Raw genomic sequence first — 14,487 nt, 5'->3', positions numbered from 1 at the left:
TAAGTTTTGGACACTAGTTCAAAGAGGTGGAGTCGATGTCAACAATCCGGCCGGTGTTTTACGTGTCCGATGGAACCGGTATCACCGCTGAAACGATTGGGCATAGCCTGCTCACGCAGTTCAGCGGGTTCAACTTTGTCACCGACCGTATGTCGTTCATCGATGATGCAGACAAAGCGCGCGATGCAGCACTGCGTGTGCGCGCGGCAGGCGAGCGTTACCAGGTGCGGCCGGTGGTGGTGAATTCGTGCGTGGATCCACAGTTGAGCATGATCCTGGCCGAGAGCGGCGCGTTGATGCTGGATGTGTTCGCCCCCTTCATTGAACCGCTGGAGCGCGAGCTCAACGCGCCGCGTCATTCGCGTGTGGGTCGCGCGCATGGCATGGTCGACTTCGAGACCTATCACCGCCGCATCAATGCGATGAACTTCGCACTCAGTCATGACGATGGCATAGCGCTCAATTACGACGAAGCCGATGTGATCCTGGTGGCGGTGTCGCGCGCGGGCAAGACGCCCACCTGCATCTACCTGGCCTTGCATTACGGCATCCGCGCCGCCAACTATCCGTTGACCGAAGAAGACCTCGAAAGCGAACGCTTGCCGCCGCGGCTACGCAACTACCGCAGCAAGTTATTCGGGCTGACCATCGACCCGGAGCGTTTGCAGCAGATTCGCCAGGAGCGGCGCGCCAATTCGCGCTACAGCGCAGCGGAGACGTGCCGTCGCGAGGTGGCCACGGCCGAGCGCATGTTCCAGATGGAACGGATTCCAACCCTCAGCACCACCAATACCTCGATCGAGGAAATCTCCAGCAAGGTGCTGTCCACGCTCGGCTTGCAGCGCGAGATGTTTTAGAAGCGGGGATTGGTGACGCGGGATTCGGGATTGGTGAAGCGGGCAGGCTGCCACTGTCTGCCTTGTGCAGCAGTGCGACTTGGTATGGCCGGTCGGCACCCGGTGACGTATCGAAGCGGGCGGGGCAGTGCTCCGCCAAGAGTGGACCGGCCTTCGGCCGCCGTCAATGCTGCCCGTGCGGCAGCCCAGCGTGTAGGATCGATGCATGGCGCAAGCACTGAGTAAACTCGAACGCATCCCCAAGTTGAGCCGGTTCGGCTGGCTGATGGGGTTGTATGCGGAAAACTTCCAGCACCTCACCCGGCTGTTCGCGCCGGCCGACCTCGCTCCGGGTTCGTATGTGTCCTCGATCGGCGACGGCCTGGACCTGCGGCTGGACGTCATCGAATGCCACCGCTACACGGTGGAACTGCGGCTGACCTACGACCTGTGTGACCCGGTCACCGGCGAGCCGGACCCGTCCGCCTACGTGCGCTTGTATCGGGACGCGCGCCAGGCCGAAACCACGCATTGCTACGTCGGCCGCCGCTGGCAGGACACCATGGGCATGTTCCCGCCGCCTGCCGAGCTCATCAGCCACCGCATGCGCATGAATACGTTCCTGGGCAAGTGGCTGGATTATCTGGCCGAGCGCGGCCATGGCGTGGCCACGCTGCGCCTGGACACTGACTACGTCGCGCCGCCGCGCGCCAACGCGCAGCCGGCCATCAGCTGATCGCTGCGCGGCGCGCAGCTTCGGTCATACTGATGTGCTTCATGTCTGATCGTTCGCCATGCCGCATACCCCGATTGTCGCCACGCTCGGCTACCTGCTGTCGCCGGATGGCACCCAGGTACTGATGATCCATCGCAACGCCCGCCCCGGGGATCATCACCTGGGCAAGTACAACGGGCTCGGCGGCAAACTGGAAGCCGATGAAGATGTGTTGGCCTGCATGCGCCGCGAAATCCGCGAGGAAGCCGGTGTGGAATGCGGCCAGATGCAGCTGCGCGGCACCATCAGCTGGCCGGGCTTCGGCAAGCAGGGCGAGGACTGGCTGGGATTCGTGTTCCTGATCCACAGCTTTGACGGCACGCCGCAGACCTCCAACCCCGAAGGCAGCCTGGAATGGGTCCCCATTGCGCAGATGGACCAGGTGCCGATGTGGGAGGGCGACCGCAACTTTCTGCCGCTGGTGTTCGATGGCGACCCGCGCCCGTTCCATGGCGTGATGCCGTATCGGGACGGGCGCATGCAGTCGTGGTCGTATTCGCGCGTGTGAGGGTTGCGCGCGGTCTGCGGCGCAAGCATGCAATCTCGGTGACTGGGCTTAGCCATCACTGACGGCCGAACTGTGAAGCCTACCGCACCGGCTTTGCCAACTTTTCCACATCCCCTGTGGATGAAAACTGCGCAAGTTTGTGGACAACCGTGTTCAGGCCTTGCCCCATCTGGCTGTCAAGAGCCCTGGTGAAAATTTCGCCGCCGCTTCATTGCGCGGTCCAGCCACCGTCGATGGCGATGGCCTGGCCGGTGAGATTGCGCGCCGCGTGCGACATCAGGAAGGCCACGGTGCCGGCCAGTTCGTCGTACTCGATGAAGGCGCCTTTGGGCATCGGCTTGAGCATCACCTCGCGGATCACGGCGTCTTCGGCAATTCCACGCGTGCGTGCCTGGTCGGCGATCTGCCGCTCCACTAGTGGCGTGCGCACGTAGCTGGGGCACAGCGTGTTGGCGGTGATGTCGCAGTCGGCGGTTTCCAGCGCGAGCACCTTGGAGAGCCCGATCAGCCCGTGCTTGGCGGCCACGTAGGCGCTCTTGTAAGGGCTGGCCACCAGCGAATGGATGCTGCCGATGTTGACGATGCGCCCGTAGCCGCCCGCACGCATGCCCGGCAGCACCGCGCGGCTGAGACGTGCGGCTCCGGTCAGCATCACGTCCACCAGCAGCGCCCAGCGCTGCATCGGGAACTCCTCCAGCGGCGCAACGTGCTGCAGGCCGGCGTTGTTGATCAACACCTCGGGCGCGCGCGAGGCGGCCGCCAGTGCCTGGGCAATGCTGCGCTCGTCGGTGACGTCCAGTGCCAGGGCCTCGGCCGATCCGCCGGCTGCGCGCACCTGCTGGGTGGTCTGCTCGGCCGCGGCCAGGTCGGCGTCGCTCACCAGCAGGTGGTGGCCGTCGGCGGCAAGAACGGTGGCCAGGCCGGCGCCGATGCCGCTGCCGGCACCGGTGATCAGGATGCTGCGCATCGGGTGTCCTCGTGGAATGTGGCACTGAAACGGTGCCAGTGGCCGCCAGGGTAGCCGAGCACGTTGAAACGGTCGCCTGCGCGTCGCGCGCGCGTTACCCTTTGCGCCTCGATGCCCTCAGGTTCCGCATGAAACGCCATTTTTCGATGCTGCGCGACTTTCAACTCGCAGACTGGTTCACGCTGGCAAACGCCTTTTGCGGCACCGGGGCGGTGTTTGCGGCCATGCGGTTTCTGCAGGAAGGCCACCGCGGCGACCTGTTGCTGGGCATGGCGCTGATTCCGCTGGCCTTCGTCTTCGATGCGCTGGACGGTCACGTGGCGCGCTGGCGCAAGGCGTCCTCGACGCTGGGCCGCGAGCTGGATTCGTTGGCCGACGTGATTTCGTTCGGCGTGGCGCCAGCCGCGCTTGGCTATGCCTGCGGCATGCGCGGCGGCTGGGACTGGCTGGTGCTCAGTTATTTCGTCTGCTGCGGCGTGAGCCGGCTGGCGCGCTACAACGTGACCGCCGAAGAGATCGCCGGCGAGGCCGACAAGGTGCCGTATTTCGAAGGCACACCGATCCCCACCAGCCTGGTGCTGGTGATCCTGCTGGCGGTGGCGGCCAGCACCGGGCATATCGGCCAGACGTTGTGGTGGGGGCAATGGCAGCTCGGCCCGTGGCAGTTCCACCCGCTGGTGCTGCTGTTCGCGGTGTCCGGCTCGCTGATGATCAGCAAGACGCTGCGCATCCCCAAGCCCTGACCGGTGCGCCGGAACACACGCGGTAGGATGGCTGGGTGGACCAGCCACGGGAGTGGACGATGACAACCAGCGGTTCGGACAACGGCAACTTCGAAGACAAGGCGCGCCAATACTGGAGCGCCTGGGGAGATGCCATGCGCCACGGCCAGTCCGCTTCCGCCGCGCAACCGCCGCCGGGCCCGGCTGGCGAGACGCCGCAGGACTGGCGCAAGGCGGTCGACTGGTGGTCGCAGGTGTTGCCCACGCAGGCCGCCCCGCAGGCGCAGGAGGCGATCGACCGCTTCCGCACGCAAGCCGGGGATTGGTACGGCACCATGCAGCAGGTGGCCGCGCAGTTCGCCGGGCGCGATACCTCTGCCAGCGCGGTCTCCGACGCCTGGCGGCACGCCGTGCAAGGGCAGGGCGAGCAGCTGATGCAATGGACGCTGGGCTCGCTGCGTGGCGGCAGCAAGGGCGGCTTCGATCCGTGGTTGCAGGAAGCCGCGCAGGCGTTGCAGCGCTGGCGCGAAGACAATGCCGCGTGGCTGGAGATGCCGGCCTTCGGCCTCAATCGCAATCATCAATCGCGCTGGCAGACCTTGGCCCGCGCGCAGCAGGATTACCAGGCGCAGTCGCAGGCCTATGCCGAGCAGCTCAAGGCAGCGATCGACCAGGCGTTTGCGCGCTTCGAACGCAAGTTGAGCGAACACGAAACCAGTGGCAGCCAGCTGACCAGCGCGCGCGCCTTGTTCGATCTGTGGATCGAAGCGGCTGAGGAATCGTATGCGGACGTGGCGTTGTCGGATCAGTTCCGCGAGGTCTACGGTGGCTTTGCCAACGCGCACATGCGGCTGCGCGCGGCCCTGCAACAGGAAGTGGAACAGGTGAGCGAGCGCCTCGGCATGCCAACCCGTTCCGAGATGGATGCCGCGCATCGGCGTATTGCCGAGCTGGAGCGGGCAGTGCGTCGCATGCTGCGTGGCGCGCCCACCGCGCAGGCCAAGCCGGCTGCGGCGTCCGCGTCCAAGCCTGATGCGGGCCCGGAGCCCGCCGCCGCTGCCAGCGCACCGCCACGTGCGGCGGCCAAGCCAAGAACAAAGGCTGAGGCCGCACCAACCAAGCGCGCCACGCGCAAGACAGCAGCTGCGCCAGAGACGTCCAGACCGAAAGCATCCAACACGCCACCGGCTGCAAAGAAGGCCACCAAGACCACCAAGTCACCGGCGCGCGCACCGCGCGGAGGCAAGCCATGAAGGGCCCGTTGGGATTCAGTGCCGAGGACCTGATGCAGGAGACCTTGTCGATGCAGCGCAAGCTGCGCGAAGGGCTCAAGCTGCTGCCCGGCGTGGAGGACGTGGATTACGGCGTCACCGAGCGCCAGGAAGTCTGGCGCGACGGCAAGGTGGTGCTGTACCGGTTCGTCGGCGATGCCGCGCCGGTGGCACGTACGCCGTTGCTGATCGTCTATGCGCTGGTCAACCGGCCGTACATGGTGGACCTGCAGGCCGATCGCTCGCTGGTCAAGGGCCTGCTCGGTCACGGCCAGGACGTCTACGTCCTGGATTGGGGGTATCCGGACCGCTCCGAACGCTATCTCACGCTGGAAGACTATCTACTGCGCTATATCGATGGCGCGGTGGACCATCTGCGTGCGGCGTCGGGTCTGGAGGCGGTGGACGTGCTCGGCATCTGCCAGGGCGGCACGTTTGCGTTGTGCTACGCCGCGCTGGAGCGCGCCAAGATCCGCAATCTCATCACCATGGTCACGCCTGTGGATTTCCACACCCCCGACAACATGCTTTCCAACTGGGCGCGCATGGTCGATGTGGATCTGTTCGTCGACACCATGGGCAACGTGCCTGCGGATCTGATGAATGCCAGTTACCTGATGCTCAAGCCGTTCCGGCTCAACCTGCAAAAGTACGTGGGGCTGCTCGACATCCTCGACGACAAGCAGGCGCTGGAGGACTTCCTGCGCATGGAAAAATGGATCTTCGATTCGCCCGACCTGGCCGGCGAAGCGTTCCGTGAATTCGTCACCCAGTTCTACCAGCGCAACGGCCTGGTCACCGGCGATGTGCGTATCGGCGGGCAGGCGGTGGATCTGCACGCTGTCGACATGCCGGTGCTCAACATCTATGCCGAGCACGATCACCTGGTGCCGCCCGATGCCTCGCGCGCCCTGCGTGGGTTGGTGGGCAGCGAGGACTACACCGAGCTGAGCTTTCGCGGTGGGCACATCGGCATCTACGTCTCCGGCCGTGCACAGCGCGAGGTGCCGGTGGCGATCCATCGTTGGTTGCAAGCACGTGGCGGCAACGGCTGACGCAGTGAATGCAACGGGGTAGGCTGCGCCACGCACGCGTGCCCTCACGATCCGCTGTAGCTGGCCTGCCTACACTGTGAGACACGTTCCAGGAGGCTGCTCATGTCCACCACCACTGCACTGTCCCGTTCCCTCAACGACCGCATGATCGCCGGCGTCGTCGGCGGCATCGCGCGCCGCTTCGGCTGGAGCTCGACCCTGCTGCGCATCCTGTTCGTGATTGTGTCGATCGCCTCGGCTGCATTTCCCGGCATCCTGGTCTACCTGATCCTGTGGCTGCTGATCCCGAATCAGGCCGATTGAGTCGCGTCCCGCGCTGGCTGGGCGCGCTGCAGGTGCTGGGTGCGCTGTGGACGTTGCCGAACACGCTCATCGGGCTGGCGATCGGTGCGTTGGGCGCCTGTTTTGGCGCGCGGCCGCGCTGGTCAGCCACTGAGCCCGCAGTGGTCTTCCATGCCTGGCCATGGGGGCCGGGCGGGGCGATGACACTGGGCAATGTCATCTTGTTGAAGGGTGCATCGTTGGAGTTGCAATGCGCCACCTATGCGCATGCCGCCGGCCGCTGCGTGCATCCAGCGGTTCGGCTCGGCGACCACGAGCGCGCGCACGTGTATCAATACATGCTGCTCGGCCCGCTGTTTCTTCCGGTGTATCTGCTGTGCGGCGGTATCCACGTGCGCAACCCGCTGGAGCGCGCCGCAGATGCCTACGCAATGCACGGCCACGGTTGGTGGCCGTGGTGGTCTCAGCCTAGTCGCGAAAAGCCGAACAAGTCCGACAACGGGTGAGCGCGGCCTTCCAGTTGCGCACGTAGCAGGCCGGCGCCGATCGCGCTGTAGGTGATGCCGTTGCCGCCATACGCCATGGCAAAGGCCACACGCGGGCCGTGCTCGGAATGCGTGCCGAAGAACGGCAGCCCATCGGCGGTTTCCGCAAACGTGCCGCCCCAGGCGAACACCGGCCGCAGCCGCACGTCCGGCATCACCTTGGCGATCTTCTTCAGCAGCGTGTCCATCTTGCTGAGCACGCGTGCGTCGCGGCGCGCGGGAATATCAATGCTGTCGTCTTCGCCGCCGGCCACCACGCGGCCGTCGGCGGTGGTGCGCACGTAGAGGTAGGGGCGCGCGGTCTCCCACATCATGGTGTGCTTGAGCGCGCCCACGTCGGTGTCGTGTAGCGGGTCGGTGACGAAGGCATAGCTGCTGCGGTTGCGTGCGACCCGCTGCGACAGCCACTGCTGGTTGCCATAGCCGGCGGCCATGATCACGTGCCGCGCGCGCACGCTGACCCCGTCCTGGGTGCGCAGATCGACATGCTGGTCATGCGCCTGGAGGGTGGCGATGGGGCTGCGGTCGTAGATGCGGCCGCCGTACTGCTCGCATTCTGCGAACAACCGGTAACACAGGCGGTAGGGGTCCACGCTGGCGGCGAGCCGGCTGAGAATGGCGCCTTCCGAACGCACGCCGTAGTCGTGCCACAGCGCGTCACGGGCAATCCATTCCACCGGCAGCGCATGTGTCTTGCGTGCGTCCAGTTCGCGCTGCAGATCCTTGAGATCCCGCGCACGGCTGGCGTAGTACAGGCTGTCCTGGCGCGTGAAGTCGCAGCCGCCCAGGCCATCGCAAAGCTCCTGCAGATCCAGGATCGCTTTTGCGCACGCACCATAGGCCAGCGCGGCGGCGGGCATACCGTACTGCGCCGCCAGATCCACCATCGGCGTGTCGATCTCGTATTGCAGCAACGCAGTGCTGGCCGAGGTGCTGCCCCAGCCGATCTCACGTTGTTCGATCACCACCACCTCATGGCCGTGACGCAGCAGCTCGTGCGCGATCAATGCCGCGGTCACGCCGCCGCCAATGATTGCCACCTCGCAGTGGGTGTCCTGCTCCAGGCGCGGATAGGGACGCATCAATCCGTTGCGGATCGACCAGAACGGATAACCACTTTTGAGGTTCATGCGGTGTCGGTGAGCGGGCGGAACTGGATTGGACGATCAAGCGGGGTGAAGCGGCCGTGACGCGTGCAGCCGCCATCGGGCGGTCACCAAATCGCAAACAGCCGGCGTTAACGTGCGTGGAAAAGCTCCTCACGGCGTGCTCGCTATGCTCGCGCCGTCAACGCAGCAACAGCAGCAGAAGAGGGTGAGGGTATGTCGATTGTCCTGTACGTCGGTGGCAGCAAGGATGGCGATAAAGGCGTGGTGCCGTACGGCTTCAGCAAGTCGCGCACCATGACCGAGGCCGGTCCGGAGGTGTATGTGGAGCGCATGGTGCCGCTCAAGGACGTGGGCAAGATCCGCGTCATGGCGCTGGAATCGCTGCACGAAAGCATTCTGGTCGAGCGCGCCGCCACCCATTACGCACGCCGCGTCAGCTAAGCGCGTCGGCATAGGTTTACGGTGGTCCTGTCAACGGGTTTCCGCGGCGCCCCGGCACTGCGAAAATGCATTTTTGACAGTGAAGCGGTTCCAACCGCGCCGCCATGCACGACACCCAGCTTGCCCAGCAGATCGCCCGCACCATCGCCGATGAGATCGGTGCCCAACCCGCCCAGGCGCGCGCCGCCATTGCCCTTCTCGACGAAGGCGCCAGCGTCCCGTTCATCGCGCGCTACCGCAAGGAAGTCACCGGCGGTCTGGACGACACCCAGCTGCGCAACCTCGAAACGCGCCTGACCTACCTGCGCGAACTGGAAGACCGCCGCGCCGCGATCCTGTCCAGCATCGGCGAGCAGGGCAAACTCAGCGACGAACTGCGCAGCGAAATCGTCGCCGCCGACACCAAGTCGCGCCTGGAAGACCTGTATCTGCCGTACAAGCCCAAGCGCCGCACGCGTGCGCAGATTGCGCGAGAGGCCGGGCTGGAACCGCTGGCCGACACCTTGCTGGCCGACCCTACCCAGGCGCCGGACACCACCGCAGCGGCCTACGTGGATGCAGACAAGGGCGTGGCCGACGTCAAGGCCGCACTGGAAGGCGCCCGCGCGATCCTGATGGAGCGCTGGGGCGAAGACGCCGCGCTGGTCGGCGAACTGCGCAGCTGGTTGAACGACAACGGCGTGATCCGCGCGCGCGTGGCCGAGGGCAAGGAAGAGGCCGGTGCCAAATACCGCGACTACTTCGACCACGCCGAATCGCTGGCCAGAATTCCCTCGCATCGCCTGCTGGCCTTGTTCCGGGCACGCCGCGAAGAATTTCTGTACCTGGATCTGGACCCGGGCACCGATGCCGACGCCGGGCATCAGTACGCCGAAGGGCGTGTGGCGTGCAACGCCGGCATTGCCGATCAGGGCCGCCCGGCCGATCGCTGGTTGCTCGATGCCTGCCGGCTCACCTGGCGCGCCAAGCTGCACATGCACCTGCTGCTGGACCTGTTCAACCAGGCGCGCGAAAAGGCCGAGGCCGAGGCGATTGCCGTGTTCGGCGACAACCTCAAGGACCTGATGCTGGCGGCGCCCGCCGGCCCGCGCGTGGTGCTGGGTCTGGACCCGGGCATCCGCACGGGCTGCAAGATCGCCGTGGTCGACGCCACCGGCAAGCTGGTGGCTACCGAGACGATCTATCCGCACGAACCCAAGCGGCAGTGGGACCAGTCGCTGCAGACGATCAAGAAGCTGTGCCTGCAGCACAACGTGGAGCTGATCGCGATCGGCAACGGTACTGCCAGCCGCGAGACCGACAAGCTTGCCGGCGAGGCAATCGCTCTGTGCGACGGCGCCAAGCTGCAGAAGATCGTGGTCAGCGAAGCCGGCGCATCGGTGTACTCGGCGTCTGAATTCGCCGCCAAGGAATTCCCGAACCTGGACGTCTCGCTGCGCGGTGCGGTGTCGATCGCGCGGCGCCTGCAGGACCCGCTGGCCGAGTTGGTCAAGATCGAGCCGAAGGCAATCGGCGTGGGCCAGTACCAGCATGACGTAGACCAATATCGCCTGGCCAAGGCGCTGGACGCACGCGTGGAAGACTGCGTCAACGCGGTGGGCGTGTACGTCAATACCGCCTCGGCGGCCTTGCTGTCGCGCGTGTCGGGCCTGTCCAGCACAGTGGCGGAAAACATCGTGCGGCATCGCGACGACAACGGCCCGTTCAAGCGCCGCAAGGACCTGCTCAAGGTCCCGCGCCTGGGCGACAAGACCTTCGAACAATGTGCCGGCTTCCTGCGCATTGCCGACGGCGATGAGCCGCTGGATGTGTCGGCGGTGCACCCGGAGGCCTATCCGGTGGTGGAGCGCATCGTCAGCAGCACCGGCAAGCCGATCAAGGCCTTGCTGGGCGATGGCAGCTTCCTGCGCGCCCTCAAGCCGGAGCAGTTCACCGACGAACAATTCGGTGTGCCCACCGTGCGCGACATCCTCAAGGAAATGGAAAAGCCCGGCCGGGACCCGCGCCCGGAATTCAAGGCGGCGCAGTTCGCCGAGGGCATCGAGGACATCAAGCACCTCAAGCCCGGCATGATCCTGGAAGGCGTTGTCAGCAACGTCGCGGCCTTTGGCGCGTTCGTCGACATCGGCGTGCACCAGGACGGCCTGGTCCACATCTCGGCGCTATCGGACACCTTCGTCAAGGACCCGCGCGACGTGGTCAAGGCCGGCGACATCGTCAAGGTCAAGGTGCTGGAAGTGGACGTGGCGCGTAAACGCATCGCGCTGACCCGGCGGTTGTCGGATACGCCGCCACCGGCCGACGCGGCCGCGCAGTCACGCGACACACGTGGCGCGGGGCAGGGCAGGCGCGATGGAGGCGGTGGTGGCGGGCGTGGCCCGGCATCCGGCACTGCCAAGCCGCGGACCAGTGCGCCGCCCGCCAACAACGCACTGGCCGACGCCTTCGCGCGCGCTAAACGCAGCTGATCGCAACGCACCCTGGCGGGTGCCAGGGTGCGTTGTTCAGGCGGATGGGTCAGTGCGTACGGCCCCGGCTGGCTGCACCAGGCGTTCGATCAGGTCGATCAAGCCCGGTGGCTCCACCGGCTTGCCCATGTGCGCGTCGAAGCCGGCCACGATGGCGCGGTCGCGGTCCTCTTCGCGCACGTAGGCGGTGAGGGCAATTGCGCGGATGTGCCGTGGCAGTTCCGGCCGGCCCGAGCGCACGCTGCGGATCAGGTCGTAGCCATCGCGCAGCGGCATGGCGATATCGCTCACCAGCACGTCGTAATGCGCCGCGGCCAGGTGCGCTTCCGCTGCATCCACCGAGCCGGCGGCCTGCACCTGCGCGCCGGCCAGCATCAGGAAATGCATCACCGCCTCGCGTGAGTCCTGGTCATCGTCCACCAGCAGCAGGCGCACGCCATCGAGCCGGCCATGTGCGGCGGTGGGCAGCGGGCCGGTGTGGGCAGGCTCTGGTGCGGGACGCTGGTCGCTGACGCCGTGCTGGAACGGCAGCACCACGGTGAACGTCGCGCCATGGCCTTCGCCGGCGCTGGACGCGCCCAGGCTGCCGCCGTGCAGATCGATCAGCTGGCGCGAAATCGACAGCCCCAGCCCCAATCCGCCCACGCGGCGGGTGGTGCCGGCATCGGCCTGACGGAAGCGGTCGAACACATGCGGCAGGAAGTCGGCGGCAATGCCAATGCCAGTATCGCGTACGCACAGGCGCAGGCGCTGCTCTTCCACCTCCAGGCTCACGCGCACATCGCCCTCGGGTGCGGTGAACTTGAGCGCGTTGCTGATCAGGTTGGTCAGCACCTGCTGAAGGCGTCCGGCATCGCCGAAGAACCACAGGCTGCCTTGCAGCGGCGCATCCAGTTCCAGCCGGATCTGGCGCGCCTGTGCGGTGGGCTGCATCAATTCCACGGTGCTGCGCGCCAGCCCGGCGATGTCGAAGTGTTCGGGCTGCAGGCGGATCTTGTCGGACAGGATCGCACTCATATCCAGCAGGTCGTCGATGATCTGCGTTTGCGCGCGCGCACTGCGCTCGATCACCACCAGTCCCTTGCCCAACTTGGCCGGCTCGAAGGCATCGGCCTGCATCAAGCGCGACCATCCCAGAATCGCGTTGAGCGGCGTGCGCAGTTCGTGGCTGAGCGTGGCCAGGAATTCATCCTTGACCCGGCTGGCGTGTTCGGCCTGATTGCGTGCAGCGGTTTCAGCCTGCAACGAGGCCTTGAGTTTGGCATCCACGCGCGTGCGCTCAATCACGATGCCGGCCAGGTGCGAGGCCGAGCGTGCCATGGCCTGTTCGCGCAGCGAGGCCAGATGCGGTTGCGCGTAATAGATGTTGAGCGTGCCCAGCACGGCGCCATTGCTGCCCAGAATCGGCGTGACGCAGCAGGCGGCAATCCCCATCGCTGCCGAGAGCGCGCGGTGGTCTTCAAAGCGCGGATCGTTGGCGATGTCCTCGCAAATCACCTGCAGGCCGCTATGGGCCGAGCGCGCACACGGCGGGCCAGAGGGCCCGATCGGCGCATTTTCGAAATCGCCGCTGTAATCGCGCGGCAGATGCGGGGCCGCCGCAAACTGCAAGGTCTGGTGCTCCTCATCCAGCACCATCACTGCGCAATACAGCGGTGTTTCGCCGCGTGCTTCCACGCTCAGCGCGATGGCATCGAGCACCACCGTCAATGGCGCACCGGTCGTGATCAGGCTCAGGATCGCGCGGTCGGATGCGGTGGCATCTTCGATCCGCTTGCGGTCGGAAATATCGGTCAGCGAACCGATGTGGCCCAGGAAGCGCCCGTCGCTGCCGAAGTGCGGCGACGCGGTGTCGATACACCAGCGGTACTGCCCATCGTGGCGGCGGATGCGGTATTCGGCGATGAACGCGCCGCGTGCATCGAGCGCCTGTTCGAAGGCATGCCGCACACGCGCGGCATCATCGGGATGCATCGCATTCCACCAGCCCTGGTCCAGGGCCTGTTCTTCGCCCTGGCCGGTGAACTCATACCATTGCGGGTTCCAGTAGACGCAATTGCCGTCCACATCTGCCATCCAGATCATCGCCGGCACCGTCTCGCACAATGCGCGGAAGCGCGCCTCGCTTTCGCGCAGCTTGTGCTCGAACCCGCGGCGGTCGTGGATATCGGTGTAGGTGCCGATCCACTCGCTGATGCGTCCATGTTCGTCGCGGACGGGCAGGGCACGCGCCAGGTGCCAGCGGGTCAGCCCATCGTGGCGGCGCAGCTCACATTCGATCTCGTAGGCGCGCTCGCCATTGAGCGCCAGTGCCCACGCCTGGCTGGACATGCGCAAGCCTGCGGCCGAATGTGCCTGCCGCCACGCGGCGCTAGCCTCTGTGTCCGGGTTCAGACCGGTGTATTCGTACCAGCGTTGATTGAAGTAGTCCGGCTGGCCCGCTGGATCGGCGATGAAGATGATCTGCGGCACCGTGTCGGCCAGCCGCCGCAGCCGCGCCTCGCTGGCCGCCAACTGGCGCTGCGCCTTGGCCCGCTGCATCGATTCCCAGCACCGTGCCACCACCAGCCGCACCAGTTCGATGTCGGTCGAGGCCCACTGCCGCGGTGCACGTTGATGCACGCCGATTGCCGCGACCAGTTGGCCATGCTTGTGCAACGGAATCGCCAGCGACGCGCGCAGGCCGGAATGCCGGTATTGCTCGACTACGTAGTCCGGCGCGCCGGGGGCCATCGCGTCGGTGGTGAACCAGGTGCGGTTTTCCAGCAGCGCATCGCGCAGCCCCTGCGCGGCTTCCAACGGAAAATCTCCCTTGAGACTCGGCATGTCCTGCACGTAGTCGCTGATCACGTGCATCACGCTGTGGTCCTCCGCCGCCAGGCCGAATGCGCAGCGGTTGACCTGCAGATGCTCGCCGAGCAGGCGCACGCTGGTGTCCACGATCGCGCGCGGGTCGGAGACATGCTGCAGGGCATCTTCCAGTCGCAATAGAAAGCTGTCGTGGCTGCGTTCGTCTGTGGGCGACGGCAGAGCCAGGGTTGTTGCCGCAAGCGTATTGCCGTGCCACTGCGACGGCTGTCCGTGCGGATGGGCGGCGATATACAGCTGGCCCAACGGCCTGCCGCTTTCGAGCACCGGGCTGCACGACCATGCCGATGGCTCGGGGGGCTGCTGTCTGTCTGTCGCTCCCGCCAGCACCAGGCGTTGGGCGGTAACTGCAGCGAGCGGCTGGCCGAACACGTGCGGATGCAGCGCACCGAGGAGCGGGATGCAGGCATCGTTGTACAGGCAGTGCGAGGCCTCGCCACACACCAGCACCATCGGCACCCGCGCATGCAGGCAAAGCGAAAGCGCGGTCGACAGCGCAGGACTTTCGCTCAGCAGGGCGAGGACGCTTTCGTCCGCCTGCGGCAATAGCGCTGTGGTTTGGCGATGCTCTGGCAGCAACTCAGCAACGGCCGGCGCGGCGATGGCCATGGTGCATCCCACCTGTCAGCCCTGGATGCAG

At 66.0% G+C, this 14,487-nt stretch carries 13 protein-coding genes; 10 read left to right on the top strand and 3 right to left on the bottom strand.

The genetic code is table 11. The features are described 5' to 3' along the window. Positions 1 to 35 precede the first annotated feature (35 nt). The 3 genes from QRM60_RS05505 (at position 36) to QRM60_RS05495 (ending at position 2,119) form a co-directional block, all read left to right on the top strand. Positions 36 to 857: a pyruvate, water dikinase regulatory protein gene (locus QRM60_RS05505; RefSeq protein WP_011269676.1), complete on the top strand. Its 822-nt coding sequence runs from the start codon at positions 36 to 38 to the stop codon at positions 855 to 857. 205 nt (positions 858 to 1,062) lie between these two features. After that, entirely contained in the window at positions 1,063 to 1,572 is a 510-nt protein-coding gene (locus tag QRM60_RS05500) for a DUF1249 domain-containing protein (protein ID WP_014507870.1), read from the top strand. Between the two features lie 58 nt (positions 1,573 to 1,630). Beyond that, positions 1,631 to 2,119 (top strand): 8-oxo-dGTP diphosphatase, encoded by a 489-nt coding sequence (locus QRM60_RS05495; protein ID WP_076055149.1) that lies wholly within the window; start codon positions 1,631 to 1,633, stop codon positions 2,117 to 2,119. Between the two features lie 208 nt (positions 2,120 to 2,327). Here the strand turns inward: QRM60_RS05495 and QRM60_RS05490 are convergent, their stop codons facing one another. Next, complete coding sequence (locus QRM60_RS05490; protein WP_115556147.1) at positions 2,328 to 3,086, bottom strand: 3-hydroxybutyrate dehydrogenase; 759 nt, start codon at positions 3,084 to 3,086, stop codon at positions 2,328 to 2,330. Positions 3,087 to 3,214: 128 nt separating this feature from the next. On the opposite strand from QRM60_RS05490, the gene QRM60_RS05485 reads away from it, so the two are divergent. From QRM60_RS05485 to QRM60_RS05465, 5 genes are all read left to right on the top strand, one after another. Beyond that, positions 3,215 to 3,829 carry a CDP-alcohol phosphatidyltransferase family protein gene (locus QRM60_RS05485; protein WP_014507867.1) on the top strand — a complete coding sequence of 205 codons (615 nt, stop codon included), beginning with the start codon at positions 3,215 to 3,217 and terminating at the stop codon, positions 3,827 to 3,829. Positions 3,830 to 3,888: 59 nt separating this feature from the next. Beyond that, a complete protein-coding gene (gene phaE, locus QRM60_RS05480) occupies positions 3,889 to 5,061 on the top strand; it encodes a class III poly(R)-hydroxyalkanoic acid synthase subunit PhaE (protein WP_285445768.1) in 1,173 nt (390 codons plus the stop codon). Continuing rightward, positions 5,058 to 6,134: a class III poly(R)-hydroxyalkanoic acid synthase subunit PhaC gene (locus QRM60_RS05475; RefSeq protein ID WP_011037305.1), complete on the top strand. Its 1,077-nt coding sequence runs from the start codon at positions 5,058 to 5,060 to the stop codon at positions 6,132 to 6,134. Before phaE ends, QRM60_RS05475 begins: the two co-directional genes overlap by 4 nt. 102 nt (positions 6,135 to 6,236) lie before the next feature. Further along, entirely contained in the window at positions 6,237 to 6,437 is a 201-nt protein-coding gene (locus QRM60_RS05470) for a PspC domain-containing protein (RefSeq protein ID WP_011037304.1), read from the top strand. Further along, complete coding sequence (locus tag QRM60_RS05465; RefSeq protein ID WP_285445767.1) at positions 6,434 to 6,922, top strand: hypothetical protein; 489 nt, start codon at positions 6,434 to 6,436, stop codon at positions 6,920 to 6,922. Before QRM60_RS05470 ends, QRM60_RS05465 begins: the two co-directional genes overlap by 4 nt. Here the strand turns inward: QRM60_RS05465 and QRM60_RS05460 are convergent. Beyond that, on the bottom strand, positions 6,880 to 8,091 hold the full coding sequence (locus QRM60_RS05460) for an FAD-dependent oxidoreductase (RefSeq protein ID WP_115530533.1): 1,212 nt from the start codon (positions 8,089 to 8,091) through the stop codon (positions 6,880 to 6,882). The two genes, QRM60_RS05465 and QRM60_RS05460, sit on opposite strands and share 43 nt — an antisense overlap. Before the next feature lie 192 nt (positions 8,092 to 8,283). Here QRM60_RS05460 and QRM60_RS05455 point away from each other — a divergent pair, with 192 nt between their 5' ends. Both QRM60_RS05455 and QRM60_RS05450 read left to right on the top strand, forming a co-directional pair. Continuing rightward, positions 8,284 to 8,511: a hypothetical protein gene (locus tag QRM60_RS05455; RefSeq protein ID WP_042599220.1), complete on the top strand. Its 228-nt coding sequence runs from the start codon at positions 8,284 to 8,286 to the stop codon at positions 8,509 to 8,511. Between the two features lie 104 nt (positions 8,512 to 8,615). Then, positions 8,616 to 10,979: a Tex family protein gene (locus QRM60_RS05450; protein ID WP_285445766.1), complete on the top strand. Its 2,364-nt coding sequence runs from the start codon at positions 8,616 to 8,618 to the stop codon at positions 10,977 to 10,979. Positions 10,980 to 11,015: 36 nt separating this feature from the next. Here QRM60_RS05450 and QRM60_RS05445 read toward each other — a convergent pair whose 3' ends face one another. Beyond that, the gene (locus QRM60_RS05445; RefSeq protein ID WP_285445765.1) at positions 11,016 to 14,456 is read right to left on the bottom strand and encodes a PAS domain S-box protein; all 3,441 of its coding nucleotides are present in this window, start codon (positions 14,454 to 14,456) and stop codon (positions 11,016 to 11,018) included. Positions 14,457 to 14,487 lie beyond the last annotated feature (31 nt).

The sequence above is a fragment of the Xanthomonas sp. fls2-241-TYG-148 genome (genome assembly GCF_030208815.1).
GTDB lineage: Bacteria > Pseudomonadota > Gammaproteobacteria > Xanthomonadales > Xanthomonadaceae > Xanthomonas > Xanthomonas campestris.
This window is presented reverse-complemented; position numbering and strand designations above follow the sequence as displayed.